General features: G+C 55.5%; 12 protein-coding genes. 10 read left to right on the top strand and 2 right to left on the bottom strand.

The genetic code is table 11. The features are described 5' to 3' along the window. Nucleotides 1-156 precede the first annotated feature (156 nt). The 10 genes from B5D61_RS02690 to B5D61_RS02645 all read left to right on the top strand — a co-directional run bounded on the left by B5D61_RS02690 (nucleotide 157) and on the right by B5D61_RS02645 (nucleotide 12262). Nucleotides 157-957, top strand: coding sequence for an undecaprenyl-diphosphate phosphatase (locus B5D61_RS02690; RefSeq protein WP_078812155.1), 801 nt, complete (start codon nucleotides 157-159; stop codon nucleotides 955-957). A gap of 11 nt (nucleotides 958-968) precedes the next feature. Continuing rightward, complete coding sequence (locus B5D61_RS02685; RefSeq protein ID WP_078811774.1) at nucleotides 969-1544, top strand: DUF2062 domain-containing protein; 576 nt, start codon at nucleotides 969-971, stop codon at nucleotides 1542-1544. A 60-nt stretch (nucleotides 1545-1604) separates the two neighbouring features. Further along, entirely contained in the window at nucleotides 1605-1928 is a 324-nt protein-coding gene (locus B5D61_RS02680; RefSeq protein WP_078811773.1) for an ArsR/SmtB family transcription factor, read from the top strand. A gap of 63 nt (nucleotides 1929-1991) precedes the next feature. Further along, nucleotides 1992-2378 carry a winged helix-turn-helix domain-containing protein gene (locus B5D61_RS02675; protein WP_217698895.1) on the top strand — a complete coding sequence of 129 codons (387 nt, stop codon included), beginning with the start codon at nucleotides 1992-1994 and terminating at the stop codon, nucleotides 2376-2378. Nucleotides 2379-2427: 49 nt separating this feature from the next. Continuing rightward, nucleotides 2428-4410 carry a TonB-dependent receptor plug domain-containing protein gene (locus B5D61_RS02670; protein ID WP_078811772.1) on the top strand — a complete coding sequence of 661 codons (1983 nt, stop codon included), beginning with the start codon at nucleotides 2428-2430 and terminating at the stop codon, nucleotides 4408-4410. Between the two features lie 12 nt (nucleotides 4411-4422). After that, nucleotides 4423-4908 (top strand): molybdopterin-dependent oxidoreductase, encoded by a 486-nt coding sequence (locus B5D61_RS02665; protein ID WP_078811771.1) that lies wholly within the window; start codon nucleotides 4423-4425, stop codon nucleotides 4906-4908. A gap of 197 nt (nucleotides 4909-5105) precedes the next feature. Continuing rightward, nucleotides 5106-6236: a GTP-binding protein gene (locus tag B5D61_RS02660; RefSeq protein WP_217698894.1), complete on the top strand. Its 1131-nt coding sequence runs from the start codon at nucleotides 5106-5108 to the stop codon at nucleotides 6234-6236. Between the two features lie 157 nt (nucleotides 6237-6393). Continuing rightward, on the top strand, nucleotides 6394-9558 hold the full coding sequence (locus B5D61_RS02655; RefSeq protein WP_078811770.1) for a putative Ig domain-containing protein: 3165 nt from the start codon (nucleotides 6394-6396) through the stop codon (nucleotides 9556-9558). A gap of 79 nt (nucleotides 9559-9637) precedes the next feature. Further along, the gene (locus B5D61_RS02650; protein WP_078811769.1) at nucleotides 9638-10063 is read left to right on the top strand and encodes a hypothetical protein; all 426 of its coding nucleotides are present in this window, start codon (nucleotides 9638-9640) and stop codon (nucleotides 10061-10063) included. Between the two features lie 144 nt (nucleotides 10064-10207). After that, nucleotides 10208-12262: a TonB-dependent receptor gene (locus tag B5D61_RS02645; RefSeq protein ID WP_078811768.1), complete on the top strand. Its 2055-nt coding sequence runs from the start codon at nucleotides 10208-10210 to the stop codon at nucleotides 12260-12262. A 71-nt stretch (nucleotides 12263-12333) separates the two neighbouring features. Here B5D61_RS02645 and B5D61_RS02640 read toward each other — a convergent pair whose 3' ends face one another. Together B5D61_RS02640 and B5D61_RS02635 are read right to left on the bottom strand one after the other, a co-directional pair. After that, nucleotides 12334-14316 (bottom strand): hybrid sensor histidine kinase/response regulator, encoded by a 1983-nt coding sequence (locus tag B5D61_RS02640; protein WP_078811767.1) that lies wholly within the window; start codon nucleotides 14314-14316, stop codon nucleotides 12334-12336. After that, complete coding sequence (locus B5D61_RS02635) at nucleotides 14313-15140, bottom strand: hypothetical protein (RefSeq protein ID WP_078811766.1); 828 nt, start codon at nucleotides 15138-15140, stop codon at nucleotides 14313-14315. The genes B5D61_RS02640 and B5D61_RS02635 overlap by 4 nt, the downstream gene beginning before the upstream one ends. Between the last annotated feature and the right edge of the window lie 170 nt (nucleotides 15141-15310).

Below are 15310 nucleotides of genomic sequence, written 5' to 3'. Positions count from 1 at the left end.
TGCATCTCGGTGTCAATATGGCGCAATCAGGGCGTAGATTGCGGCGGAGGCGTCACATGATTCTGATGGGTTTGTCTGTGAAACTTGCAAACCTATGCCTCCCGCCCGTTATTGGGCCCCTTCAGTTCTCATCCCCTTGCCCCCGTCCATTTTCTCATGCCTGATTGGCTTTCCGTGATTTTTCTCGGCATCATCGAAGGTGTCACCGAGTTCTTACCCATTTCCTCCACGGGGCATTTGCTGATTCCTCAGACTCTGGGTTGGCTTCAGCCCAGGAGTGATTTGTTCAATGTGGTGATCCAAAGCGGGGCTGTGCTGGCCGTGCTGGCGGTCTTTGCCAAACGAGTGAAAGGGATGGTCACTACCTTGGGATCTCCTGAAACCCGTGGTTATCTGGCGAAGTTGGCGGTGGCTTTCCTGCTCACGGCCATCGGCGGACTGATCTTGAAGAAACTGGAGGTCAAGCTCCCTGAAACGGTGACTCCCGTGGCCTGGGCGACTTTCATTGGAGGTATCGTTATTTTAGTCCTGGAGCGTTTGTATCGTGGCAAAGAAGGAACGTCTGATATGTCTTGGTTGGTGGTCGTTGCGATTGCTGGCGCTCAGCTTTTGGCGGCCGTCTTTCCCGGCACTTCGCGGTCTGGAGCCACCATTCTGATGGCCATGGCTTTTGGGATTGCGCGTCCCTCCGCAACCGAGTTTTCATTTCTTCTGGGCATCCCGACGCTCATTGCTGCAGGAGGACTCAAAATCGTTTCTGAATTGAGCGAACACGGAGGGGCAGGTGAAAATTGGTCGCTGCTAGCCCTGGGGACTGTGGTGAGTGCGCTTTCGGCGTTCGTGGTGGTGAAATGGTTGATCCGTTTTGTCCAAAGTCACACATTCAACGGATTTGCGGTCTATCGGATCGTATTAGGATTTGGACTCCTGATTTACGCTGCGACAGCAGCACATTGAAAATTTGATTCATGGTTGAATACGCTAAAGGCTATTTTCGCCGCTCCGTCTTTAAGACTTACCGTTTCCTCAAGCACCCGAGGAAACTGAAGACCAGTCCGCTCATGCGCTGGTTTGCCCGGCACTTTCTGGATAAGCGAGTGTGGAAGCCCACGCAGCATACCTTTGCTGGTGGTATGGCGGTAGGGCTGTTTGTCACAGTGCAACTGCTGCCGATTCAGATGCCCACAGCAGCGATTTTGGCCGCTATTTTTCGTGTCAATATCCCCATCGCCATCGCCATGTGTTGGGTCAGTAACCCAGCGACGTTGGCCCCCATCGGTTTGCTCGAAAACTGGATAGGCACCTGGATCATGCATCAGTTCGGTGATCCCACGGCCGCGGTGGCCAAGATCGCCGAGGGACATGAACGAATCGCTCGAGGCATCGAGTTTGCCAAGGCCATGTTCATTGGCGGTGTCTTTTTAGGCGGGGCTCTTGCTCCCGTGGGCTATGTGCTGACCTATATCATTTGGGGAGCGGTGGATCACTGGAACAAATTCCGCAGCCAGCCGCAGTTGCCGCTTAAACCTGGCGCTGACGACTAACTGCCGAGGCTTTGAGAGGCCGATCTTGCATAAAGAGCCTCTCCACGTCATCATCCTGCCATGCCTCGCAGCCGTCGTGTCCACTTTGACTGCCTTACCGCCATGCGTGCCTTGGGTGAACCGACTCGCTTTGCCCTAGTGCGTGCTTTGTTGGACGGCCCTCGTTGCGTCAATGACCTGTGCGAGCAACTGGCGGCTACGCCCTACAATGCCTCGAAGCACCTTCGAGTCTTGCGCGAAGCCGGGCTGATCGAAGTGGAAAAGCATAGCCAGCAGCGAGTTTATTCGCTCGCCGAGGCCTTTCGCATACGGATGAAACCCGGCACTCAGACCCTCGACCTGGGCTGCTGCCAGTTTCATCTCGATCAGTTTGAGGAAGATTGAGCGGACACCAGCTTGTCAAAGGCGGTGCTAGAAGTTCCTGGTGGATGCGCGTAGGATAGCCGCATGACCGCCGTTACAGCCTCCACACCGGACACTGTCGCCACCCCTCGCATGGCTCTGCATCTGCGGATGCTCCTGGGTGAGGTCACCATTCTAGGCCCGGGCAAAGCGGAACTGCTGGGGCACATTCAGGAGACGGGTTCCATCTCGGAGGCCGCACGGAGGATGGATATGTCCTATCAGCGGGCGTGGCGCCATGTGAAGGTGATGAACGATCTCTTTCCCTCCCCCTTGGTCGCCTCGTCGCGCGGCGGAGCCGTGAGAGGTGGGGCCAGTCTGACGGAGCAGGGCGAAACGGTGCTCAAGGCTTATCAAGCATTGCTCGGTGAGGTGGACGCGGCGGTCAAAAAACATCAGCGCACCCTTCTAAAGCTGGCGTCCAAGGTTTAATTCAGGTCGTTATGTTTGACAAAATATAACGAGATGATTTTTTGGCAGCATGCCCCCGCGTGCTTCTGTCCTGTTGTGTGCCCTTGCTGCGCCCGCCTCTAGCGCGGCAGAACCGGAACCATTTACACTCGGCACCATCGTGGTGACGGCCTATGCTGATCAGCCCACAGTGGATGCCAATGCGGATGTCCTCCCCGCAGATACGATTCGTCAACTCGAGCGCATGGACCTGGCGGAAGCACTGTGCCTCTCTCCCGGTGTGACGATGAGCAATACGGGGCCCCGCAATGAAGCGGGTATGAACGTGCGCGGTTTTGATCTGCGCCAAACACCGGTCTTCATCGATGGTATCCCCGTTTACGTCCCCTACGATGGTTATGTGGACCTGCGTCGTTTCACGACCGCTGATGTGGCCGAGATACGGGTGAACAAAGGATTTTCCTCGGTCCTCTATGGTGCCAATACACTCGGCGGTGCCATCAATATCGTTTCCCGTCGGCCCGAGCGTCCCTTGGAAGGGGATTTGTTAGCGGGGTGGTTTCAAGAAGGGGGGTATCAGGCTGCGCTCAATGTGGGCATGCGTTGGGAGAAGGGGTATCTGCAACTCGGCGGTTCGTTTTTGAATGTCGATTCTTATCCGCTATCGGATGACTATCAGCGGCATGCTTTGGAAGACGGTGGACGGCGTAACAATGCTTGGCGCGAAGATTGGCGTTTCAGTGCGAAGATCGGTTATACCCCCAATGAAACGGATGAATTCGCTCTGGGTTATGTCATTCAGCGTGGCTCTAAAGGCAACCCAACTTATGTGGGTGAAGATCCCCTGATGCGTTCCCGTTTCTGGCAGTGGCCGAGTTGGGATAAACAAACGGTGTATCTGATGACGAAGACGCATCTGACCCCAGATACCTATGTGAAAACTCGGTTCTTCTACGACCAATTTGAAAACAGTCTCTTCGCTTACGATAACAACGGCTATGATGCGCAGACGGCAAACTCAGCATTCCAAAGTTTCTACGATGATTGGACTCTCGGCGGAGCCATCGAGTTCGGCACCAAGCTCGGGGAACACAATACCTTGAAAGCGGCCATTCACGCGAAACTGGATCATCATGATGAACAGCAGACCTCTCTCCCCGATCACCCGACGGCAAGGGTGGAAGGTGATCACTTTGTCTTTGAGGATACGACTTGGTCCTTGGGCATCGAGGATACACATGAGTTTACGGACAAGCTCAGTGTAGTGGTGGGAGTAAGCTATGATCGTCGTGAAGTGTCGGAGGCTGTAGATGCGCTCAATGAACCCCTGAGCAGTGATGCCTTTGAGGCCTTCAACCCTCAGTTCGGCGTGTTCTACAAGTTGGATGACGCTCAACAGCTACACGCCACCGTGGCTCGGAAAAGCCGCTTCCCCACCATCAAGGATCGCTATTCCTATCGCATGGGTTCTGCACTTCCCAATCCCAATCTTGAGCCTGAAACAGCCTGGCATTTTGAGCTCGGCTACGATGGCGAAGTAGCGAAGAACTGGACGCTGCGAGCCAATGTCTTTGCGGCGGAGACTGACGATACCATTCAGCGCGTGGACAACGTGCAGCTCGGTGTTTACCAGCTTCAAAACGTCGGCCGCAGCCGCCATCTCGGCACTGAGTTGGGTTTTGATTGGAAACCTTCGGAGTTCTTTCAACTCACGGCCAACTACGCCTACCTTGATCGCAAGAACGAAAGCCAACCGAATGTGCGTTTGATTGATACGCCACGGCACAGCTTCTTCACTTATGCAGACATTCGTCCGGTAAAGTGGCTGAGCATCATTCCCAGCGTGGAATACAACGGCTCACGTTACTCCACCACTTATGGCATCGAAGCAGGTGCTTGGGCGATCACGAACCTGAAGCTCTCTTTGCACCTGCCTCGCGATCTCACACTTAGTGCGGGCGTGAATAACCTGTCGGATCGGAACTATAAACTGGCTGAAGGCTTTCCAGAAGCAGGGCGTAGCTTCTTTGTGAACATGCAGGTGAAGTTTTAGGCCGCGAATTTTATGACTGCTTACCTGCGTGGATTCTTGGGGTGTTTGGTCTTAGCGTTAGCCATCACGTCTCACGCGTCTGAATTGATCGTGAAAGTCGGGGAAGAAAAGCCGCTCAAGCTCACCGCCGAAGATCTGGAATTGCTACCTCACCAAACTGTGAAAGCCAAAGATCACGGCGGTCTGGAGGCTGAGTGGACGGGAGTGCCGTTGTATCAGGTTTTACAACAGGCTGGGTTGCGCCTAGGCGATAGCCTGAGAGGCTCAGCCCTGGCCCAATATGTTCTTGTGACTGCTGCGGATGGCTATCGGACTGTGTTTGCTCCGCCGGAGTTCGATCCCCGCTGCACGGATGATCCCGTGATCCTGGCTGATGCGGTGAACGGGCAAAGCCTGGATACGGCTCAGGGCTCGTTTCGCATCGTGTTGCCGAAAGAACGGCGGCACTTTCGCTGGGTCAGGCAGGTGGTGAAGATTGACGTGCTGAGCGCGCGATAAATCGAGGGGATTTTCGGCACGGCCGTTGAAAGACTCAGGCCGGGAAGCTGGTTTGTATTTGCGTTTTTGTGCAAATGAAGCCAACGAGCCGACAGACTCCACCGCTACCCGCCGTGTCCACGGATGGACGGAGGTTCTCTGCCGAGCCTTTCTGAGCTGAAGCTTGCATCGAACCTCCCGGTGGATCAAAAGAAGCCATGCCAACCCAGTCTAAAGCACGTTACATCATGATCGGTGGATTCCTCGGTGCGGGGAAAACCACCACGGTCGGTCGTTTGGCCAAGCACCTCACGGATCAAGGCCTCCGCGTGGGCCTCATCACCAACGATCAAGCCGGTGGACTGGTGGATACGAAATTGCTGCGGGGTCAAGGCTACGCCACCGAGGAGATTGCAGGCGGTTGCTTCTGTTGCCGTTTCAATACGCTGGTGGATGCGGCTAACAAACTGTCTGATCAATCCAAGCCGGATGTGTTCATTGCCGAACCTGTGGGAAGCTGCACGGACCTCGTGGCGACCGTGACCTATCCGCTGCGCCGCATGTATGGAGATAATTTTACCATCGCTCCACTGAGCGTGCTGGTGGATCCGGTGCGGGCACGTCGCGTGTTTGGTCTGGATCAAGGCGGCACGTTCTCCAGCAAGGTGGCCTACATTTTCAAAAAGCAGCTCGAAGAGGCGGATGTCATCGTTATCAGCAAGAGCGATTTGATCGGTGATGAGCAGCGTGAAGAACTGCATGGGGTCCTCCAGCGTGAGTTTCCCGAGGCTCGTATTCTCAGCGCCTCACCGCGCCTCGATGCTGGTCTGGAGACGCTCTTTTCCCAGCTCATGACCGATGAACAAGCACGCCGCAATCCCATGGCGGTGGACTATGAGGTGTATGCCGACGGAGAGGCACTGCTAGGATGGCTGAATGCGACAGTGACCCTGAAATCGGAAGATGAGTTTGAAGCGAATGACTTCCTGAAATCCCTCGCCGTGAATGTGCAGCAGCGCCTGCAGAGCGAGGGAACCGAAATCGCTCATTTCAAAATGACCTACAGCCCGGATGACGGCATTGCCGGGGAACTGGCGTCCATCAATCTCGTTCGCAGTGACTACATTCCGGAACTCGGCATGGAACTGGACGAACCGAGCGAGGGTGGACAGCTCATCGTCAATCTGCGTGCCGAGGCGGATCCTGCGACTCTAATGCAGGCCGTGCAGGCTGGTTTAAACAAGACCACTTCCGCATTCCCAGGGCTGACGGCGAAGCTCGAGCATGAGGAGCATTTCCGTCCGGGTAAACCGACCCCGACTCACCGTGACGGTGCGGAGGTAGTTTGAGCCGTAGTGTGCAGGTATGTGGGGAATCAGATGTTGTTAGGGCATGCAAAACGCAGTGTTTAAAAAGAGAGCGGGCGGATATTGACCTAGCCGCCTGTTCTTGATTTCTGACCTTATGGACCTTGCCTGATAGGTGGAGGAATGGAACATTGCTGGCATGAAAAAAGCAGCCGCCATGCTTTGCCTAGCATGGGCATTTGCCATCCCAGTTGGCGCTCAGAGCACCACATTGTATTCCATCGGTGTGCCCACGGATGACGAGCAGTTGTATCTCGAGCTGATCAACCGCGCTCGCGCCAATCCCGCTGCTGAGGGGGAGTGGCTGGCCACCAGCACGGACCCGGCAGTGAAGGGGGGCATTGATTCTTTTGAGGTGGATGTGGATATGATGCAGGATGAGTTTGATGCCATCGCTGCCCGGCCGCCGTTGGCGATGAATGCCAATCTGATCAATAGCGCACGTTTGCATTCGCAGGACATGCTTGTCCGCGCGGAGCAAACCCACTTCAGTGCCAATGGTGATGATGTCGGTGATCGTGCCTTAGATGCCGGGTATAACTTTTCAACCCTCGGCGAGAATGTCTTTGCCTTTGCCGCCTCCGTTTTGAACGGGCATGCTGGTTTCCAAGTGGATTGGGGGGCAGGCCCGGGGGGTATGCAGTCGGGCCGAGGCCATCGCGTCAACATTCATGACGAAGATTTCCGAGAAGTGGGTATTGGCATCGTACTGGGCAGCAAAAAAAATACAGTTTCAGGGCTGACCGTCGGGCCTCAGTTGGTCACTCAGAACTTCGGTGCACGGAATACCAACCAAGCCTTTGTCACAGGAGTGGCTTATTATGACATCAACGGGAATGACTTCTATGATCCCGGTGAAGGTATTGGTGGTATCACGGTGAATGTATCCGGCTCCAGCTTTCATGCTGTCACATCCACCTCAGGTGGTTATGCCGTGCCTGTGCCGACGGCGAATGCGAATCGCACGGCAAGCTTTTCAGGCTTAGGTATGAACAGTTCGGGACCTGCCGCCATTGCCAATCAGGCGAATGTGAAAGTCGATTTTACACCCGTTTATATCGAGCCTAGCCCTACTGGACCTGCCACTACGGCGGCGGGTGCTTCGACCACATACACCTTCCCACAAACGGGTGGAGCGACAGGCTATCAATGGCAGGCCGTGCTTCCCACACCTGCCACGAATGACTCGGCCGACAGCCTGAGTCGAATGAATGCTGTGACAACGGCGGGCTACACGCCGCGCTCGACCACGGTGAAGCATTCAGGGTCGGCAGCTTACCGTCTGACTCACCTGGGGGTGTCCGCAGTAACACTGACTTATAAAGAGCCATTCATTGTGCAGCCTGGCGCTCAACTGGCTTTCAGAAGCCGTCTGAGAACGGCCAGTGTTTATCAGACCGCCAAGGTGCAGGTGTCGATCAACGACGGTCTAAGCTGGGAAAGTGTGTATGAGCAGGCTGGCACGAGTCCAGACCGTGAAAACATCAAAGCAGGCGAAACCTCTTTTCTGCTTCGCACCGTGTCTCTGGCTCCTTATGTGGGGAGGCAGATCAAGCTCCGCTTCAACTACGACAATGGTGGCATTTTTTACATTCCCGGCACTCAGGACTCAATCGGATGGTTTATCGACGAGATTGCTTTCACGGGATTGTTAGACGCGTCGGATACTGTGATTAAGACCGTTCAGGCAGGGCAGGAGGAATTTGATTTTAATCCGACAGAAGGTGGGGATTACATGCTTTCGGTGAGGCCTATCATTTCAGGGCGGTTGTGGCATTTCAGTCCTCCCTTGAGTGTCGCAGTAACGTCCACGGCACCGGCGATTCTGGAGATTCAAAACATGGATGAGATCATCGTTGGAGGGGCTTTTTATCACAAACTCATCCTCAATGACGAAGCGGCAGGCACCTCGCTGACTTTCAGTGCGAAGAATCTGCCTGCCGGGCTGAAACTGAATCCAGCCACCGGTGAAATCACAGGTAAGCCGACTAAGGCGGACAGTCGTTTGGTCACTTTTACCGTCAAGAACAGTTCCGGCACCGGGACGGTCGATCTCCTCCTGGTGGTGAAACCTTACCCAGAAAACTTGGCGGGAACCTACGTGGGATGGGTGGAACGACATGAGCAGATCTTTGGAGCCGTAGGGGGACGTTTGGATTTGAAGATCACGGCACTGGGGAGTTTCACCGGCAGCCTGACTTTTGGAAAGGTGAAGACAGCGCTCAAAGGAAGCCTTGAGATTCAAGCTGATGGTGGTAGCCCGCCGCATGCGGAACTCACCGTCCAGCCTCCGGGCAAGCCTGCCCCTGCTGTGGTGACGCTGGAGTTCGATGTGAATACGACGAATCAAGTGCTGACGAATGCGGCGGTGACCCAATCGGCTTCTGTCGCTGTCGTGCATGGCTGGCGTCAAAAATGGAATGCGAAGGATCAGCAAGCTGTGCCTTACTTCGGGCTCCACACTTTTGGTTTGCGAGTGCCTACAATTGGTGGGCTGGTCGGTGATGCGGATGTGCCTCAGGGGTGTGGATATGGGTTCTTCACAACAGCGAAAGATGGCAAAGTGAATGTGGCTGGAGTGACTGCTGACGGGCAGAAGATCACCTGTGGGTCATTTGTCGGCCCGCAGGGGCAGGTGCTCGTGTATCAGGCTCTCTATGCGACGATCATTAAAGGTAGTCTTCTGGGGGAACTGTACATTGATGCGGGGGATGTAGGCAATCTCGCGAACACCGAAGACAACACCGTGGGCGGTGAACTGACCTGGACCCGACCTGCGGACCCATCCTTGAAAGTAAGGGTATATAAAGACGGCTTCGGCCTGCCGGGAACTCCGGTGGCAACTTTTGTGAACCTGGAGGCTGTTGGAGCCAGATTTTTGCCGCCGGTGGGGACGGATGCCGTGATTCTCGGTCTGACAGCGGGCGCAGCGAATGCTCGCGTGGAGTTTGATTTCGGCGGGATCGAATCCAGTTCAGACAACCCAGATCAAGGGCTGAGTATTGGGTTGAAAAGTAAAATCTTGCCGGCTGACCCTCTAGCCAATCCTGCGGTGACGAAGCTGAGTGCCAATCTGAAGACAGGGCTTTTATCAGGGAGCTTTACTTTAGTGGATGATGATCTCCGCCCTGGCCTCACCAAGCCTGTGAAACGAGCGGTGAAAGTGCAGGGGATGCTGATTCAAGATGAGGGAACTCACTTCGGGGTGGGTTATTTCCTCCTGCCAGAGTTGCCGACATCTGAAGTGCCAACGAACACGCGCATTCTCTCAGGTAAAATGACTCTGCGGAATAATGCGCCCTGATTTAACAAACGGAATCCCGTAAAGTGTCAGAGATGCTTCTTGCGTTTCTGACGCTGGCTTTCAGACTGGCGCATCCCGAATGGCCGAACTCAAGCGACATGCCCGGCTTCTTTATCTGCTCGCCCTGTTTCAACTCTTGGGCGGGCCGCTTGTGCTGGGTGGTCTCATGATGGTTTCAAAGCTGATGTCTGAGCAGCAGATGACGTTGGCTCAGAGTGTCTCGGCAACGCTGCATCACATGGATGGCCAGCAAGACACGCTGGCAGGTCGCGGGGAAGAGTGGATCTGGACACAAGATCACGGCCTGTTACCGCCAGCCAAACCTCAGGCACCCCAGCCTCGGAAGCTGAAGGATGGCAAAGATAAGCTGTGGGTGCTGAATGACCTGACGCGGTTTTCCTGGGCCTACCCAGAACCTTTGCAAACATGGATGAGGGGCAAGCATGATCCGGTCCCGCCAAGGCTGGCCCATGCGCCGCCTTTACCGCCGCCAAGGTGGGCATGAATTGACGGATACTCGCTGACCTGCGGAGGTTTTTAAAACCTCGGACGACAGGCCGTGCATGTCCGTGACTCCAACCTTTGACTTGCTCCGCTGTGTCGCGGGCAGGTCACTCTACATTCATGTCACTCTTTTTGTTATTCATTCATGTCACTCTCCCGCTTATTCATTCCCTGCCTGTTGGCAGGCAGCTTGGCCGCTCAAGAGGCCGAAAGACCTCAAGATCTAGAAACACTGCCTGAAGTGTTGGTGGAAGGTAAAGCCAGCAACCTGCTCGGCACCACCGATGGTGCGTCCAAAGGACACGCCACTCAGGAGGACTTCCTGTCCCGCCCGCTGATGCGTCGTGGGGAAATCCTGGAAACCATTCCCGGGGTCATCATCACCCAGCATGCGGGCGGGGGTAAAGCTAACCAGTATTTCCTGCGTGGATTCAATCTGGATCACGGCACGGACTTTTCCATCAGTCTGGATGGCATGCCGCTCAACATGCGCACCCATGCTCATGGTCAGGGCTACACGGACATCAACCCGGTGATCCCTGAACTGGTGCAATCCATCGACTACGCCAAGGGCACTTACACGGCTGCGGATGGAGATCTCTCAACGGCGGGCAGTGCCAACTTCCTGCTTTGGGATATGATGCCCGAGAACCTCGTGCGCCTGGAGTTTGGAGAATACAATTATTATCGCGCTCTGATTGCGGGTTCTTTACCCATCAGTGCAAGTGAGCAAGGTTCTGTCCAGCAGGGGCTCACGTATGGTTTGGAATACAACTACTACGATGGCCCGTGGCAGCAGCCGGAGGAGTTCAATCGGTGGAATGGCCTCCTGCGTTACTTCGCCGGGGATGAAGATAACAAGTTCTCCATCACTTTCATGGGGTATCGTGGCACCTGGACCAGCACTGATCAGATCCCCCAGCGTGCGATGAGCAGCGGTCTCTTGGATCGTTACTCCACGCTCGATGATACGGCGGGTGGCGAGAGTCAGCGTTACAGCCTCAACATTGCCTATGAGCATCGTGATGATGACGTGGTCACGCGGGCAAATGTCTATGGCATCTACTACTCACTCGATCTGTTTTCTAACTTCACCTACTTCACCAGTGGCCCGCAGGGGGACCAGTTTGAGCAAGTGGAGGAACGCTGGATTTTCGGTGGCCAACTCTCCCGCACTTGGGAAGACCGGAAGATCTTGGGCATCGATTCCGACCTAACACTAGGTTTCCAGACGAGGCATGATTTGATCGATGGCATCGGCCTTTACACCACACGTAATCGCAGTCGTTTAGCCACGACACGTCGTGATGATATTTGGGAGGGCAGTGCGGGGCTTTATGGCGAGATGGTCAATCGTTGGACTTCCTGGTTCCGCACGGTCGTGGGTCTGCGCGGAGACCTGTATTATTTCGACTCCCTGGAAAGCACCGTGGCAGGGGAAGATGCGGAGTGGGCCGGGATCATCAGTCCCAAATTCAGCGCGATCTTCGGCCCCTGGCATGAAACGGAGCTCTATCTGAACTTCGGCACGGGTTTCCACAGCAACGATGCCCGTGGCGTGACCGCACGTTCCATGCAAGCCGATCCTCTGGTTCGCACAATGGGGGCTGAAATCGGGCTGCGCACCCAAACGATCCCGACCCTGACCACCACGCTGGCTCTGTTTTGGCTGCAAAGCGATAGCGAGCTGATTTACGTGGGGGATGCGGGCACCAATGAACCTGGCCCTGGTTCGGAGCGTTATGGTGTTGAGTTGGCCACTTACTGGCGGCCTAACCACTGGTTCAGTGCGGATGCGGAGCTGGCGCTGACTTATGCGCGTCTCCAAGACAGTGGAAACGCGGACCGTATCCCCAACAGTGTGCCAGTGATGTTCAGCGGCGGTTTTATGCTCGGTGCTCAGGGCCGAGACGATGGCTGGTTCGCCGGAATGCGTATTCGTGTCTTCACCGGGCGCCCCCTCGAAGAGACGGGTCAAATCGAAGGCCGCGAGAGCCTCATGATCAATGCAACCGTCGGCTATCGTCGCAAAAACTGGGAAGCGGCGGTGGATTGCCTGAACCTGCTCAATCGGGCGGATAACGACATCGAATACTACTACGAGAGTCAGCTGCGTAACGAAGTGGCTCCTGTGAATGATGTGCATTTGCATCCCGTGGAGCCCCGCATGTTCCGCTTCCGGGTGACGTATCGGTTTTAACCGCTCAGCGTTAAAATACAAAGGCGCAAAGGAATGTATCCTTTGCGCCTTCGTGTGTCTTGATGAGCTGATTAAGCAGGCATCACGGGAGTCATTTCGCGGGCAAAATCTTCGGGGGAGTGAGCGGTCTTGATGGCCTTTGCCATGGATTTGCTCAGTCCATCGAGTGAGTAAGGCTTTAGCATGATGTCCACCGGAGGATTGCGGCCCTCACCGAGGACGACGAACTCATCGGGATCAATCACGAAACCGCTGCATACCACGACGGGGATATCATTGCCTGCAGCACGCAGTTGCTTGAAGGTGTCACGCCCGCTCAGTTTCGGCATGTAAATGTCCAGCAGCATGACATCCACTTTATCGGGACCATTCAACACGATGTTGAGTGCCTGCTGGCCATCGCTTGCTTCTGAGACCCGATAGCCGAGGAAGGTGAGCATATTCACCGCAATGGAACGCACAGGTGCTTCATCATCCACCACTAAGACATGGCCCCGAATGTTGACCGGCGTATTGACGGTCTGTGGCTGTTCGTAGTTAGGTTCGTCTTCGACATTCTCAGGGTCAGCCGTGCGGGGCAGGAAAATTCGGAATTCAGTGCCCTGGCCGACAACGCTGTCGAACTCGATCCAGCCTCCATGTTCACGGACGATGTCTTGAGCCATGCTCAATCCCAGACCGGTGCCTTTGCCATCCCGCTTCGTGGTAAAGAAAGGCTCGAAGATGCGGCCGCGGGATTCCTCGGGAATGCCGTTGCCATTGTCACGCACGACGATCATGGCAAACTCCGCGGGAGCTCCGTCACCACCAGGATTACGATGGGTCACGTTCTCGATACCGATTTCGATGATGCCATGATCCTCGGGCAGAGCATCACGGGCGTTTAGGCAAAGATTCAGCACCACTTGCTCAAGCTGGGTTGGGTCAGACACGACGAAGGAGGCGTCCATGCCGGCACGCATGCGGATTTCCACGCGAGGATCCACGCTGTGTTTGAGCAGAGTCTGTACCTCTGCGAGTAACTTCTTCACATTGGTGACCTTACGCAGGCTGTTCCCCGAACTGCGGCGCGAGTAGCCTAACAAGCTTTTCACCAAATCTGCGGCGCGTTGGGTCGCTTGGTTGGCGCATTGCAGTTTTTCGCGCACTTGGCTCTGATTGCTAGCGGGTTGCAGTTCAGCCAAGGTCAGGTTCCCGCGGATGGCAGTCAGCATGTTGTTGAAGTCGTGAGCGATGCCGCCCGCAAGTTGCCCCAAGGTGCCGAGCTTTTGTGATTCGCGTAGCTGCTGCTGGAGACCGCGCATCTGCGTGCAATCCCGCACCATCCAGAGGCGACCGATGACTTCACCCGTGTCCGTCTGCATCGGCGCTGTGCGGATGCTAAAGCTGCGACCATCACGACCTGCCAAATCAGCCTCGATCCGGTCGGTGGCACGCGAGTCTTGGATGCAACGCTTCATCCACTGAGTCATTTGTTCACTCTCAGCAAACCGGGACGCCACGGCTTTGAGCAGAGTATCCGAGTCCCGTCCTCCCAGCTCTTCCAGCGGCTTGCCGAGGAATTCATCCAGTTTGGTGTTGGACGCAATGATGGTGCCTTGGGAGTCCACCACGGCCACCCCTTCATCACTGGCGGCAAAGATGCCTTGCAGGGCAGTGAAGGCTTCCCTCAGCAGACGCTCGGCATTCAGCAGGCGCTGGGCCGTCTGACAGGCGTGGCTCTCCGCAGCATTGAGAGACTGGCGATGCTTAGCAAAAAGCATGTTGATGTCGCAGCGCAGTTTCCAGAAGTCGGCTGGCAGCCATTGGGCCACTTCTTTGGATGGAGGTACACCACGCAGGACGGAGGCGGTGGCATTCATTACAGCCGCGACAGGTTTTAAAACCCAACCGCTGAGAAGATAGCCAGCTAAGAAGACGCCGCCGCCTAGCAGGACGCCTTCAGTGCCGAAGAACCATTCTAAAGGATGGCCCATCAGGCGGGCTGCACCAATCGCCGGCAAAAAGCCGAAGAGCATAAGCGGCAGCAAAAATCGGAGTCGCAGGGAGTTCATGAGCGGGAAGAGGAGATGACCTGAGGAGCTTGGGAGAGTAGAGAGTCGGGGGAGAAACCTGGGCAGCGCACGGGGAGGCGGAAAAATTCGCTGCTGCTCAAAGTGTTAATGGTCTCTTGCAGAGCCTGATCGAGAGTCTTTTTGACCGGCTCCTTCAGATGCGAGGGGAGGTGCGCATTGAGCCAAGCTTTCACCAGCCGCTCAATCTCACCAGACGTGAGTCCAGGATCTTGTGCAGGTGATTTGGCGACGTGGGATTCCAAGCCATCGATCCTGTCTTTCAAGGCACTGACCCCCATAGCTGCGCCGAAAAGATCCTGACGCACTTGTTCGATCTCCCTTTCCAGATCCAAGCGCAGTTGGGCCAACTCATGGCTTTGCAGGCCGTGGAGATGGTTGAATGGCGTTGAGGTCGAGGGGGAAGGTGTCGAAGTGAGGGCCTGTGGAGGCGGGTGGACGGGGCCCGAGGCCTGGGCCGCTAAAGCAAGGCTGGCGGCAATGGCGGGGCCCGGTGTCAGGCTGCCTAATTTCCTTGAGGGAGGGGCCATTGCGAGGGGCTCTGCGGTGCTTTGCTGAACGGCCAGAGCGGCGAGACCTGCTGTGAGTGGTGCTGGTGGTTGGGAGAGGGGTAACTCTGGCTCCTGCACGGCAGCAGAAGTCGGCTGCTCCATCAATCCCAACAGCTCTTCATACTGTGTCCAGTCAATCACCGTGGGGGCAGTTACAGGGGCTTTTGGCTCTTCAGAAGCCTGCTCGTTCTCAGCCGTCACCGGGTAGAGATCCCCGGTGCTCGGTGGAGCAAAAAACGAGAAAGAGAACGCCATATGATATTTGTAACTGTTATGTAAATTTATATAAAATATCAGCGATGCGCTAGAGGAAATTAAACTTTTTTGGAATATCGGTGTTTCCAAGGGGTGCCGCATCCTGCACGAAAGGGGTTTTTGATGCTATTGGTCTCGGGTCGTCCCGTCCAAATCATGCCTTCTGCAAT

Origin of the sequence: Prosthecobacter debontii, from assembly GCF_900167535.1 — a bacterium.
GTDB classification, from domain to species: Bacteria; Verrucomicrobiota; Verrucomicrobiia; order Verrucomicrobiales; family Verrucomicrobiaceae; genus Prosthecobacter; species Prosthecobacter debontii.
The sequence above is the reverse complement of the archived record's forward strand: the minus strand, read 5'-3'. Positions and strand labels throughout refer to the sequence as shown.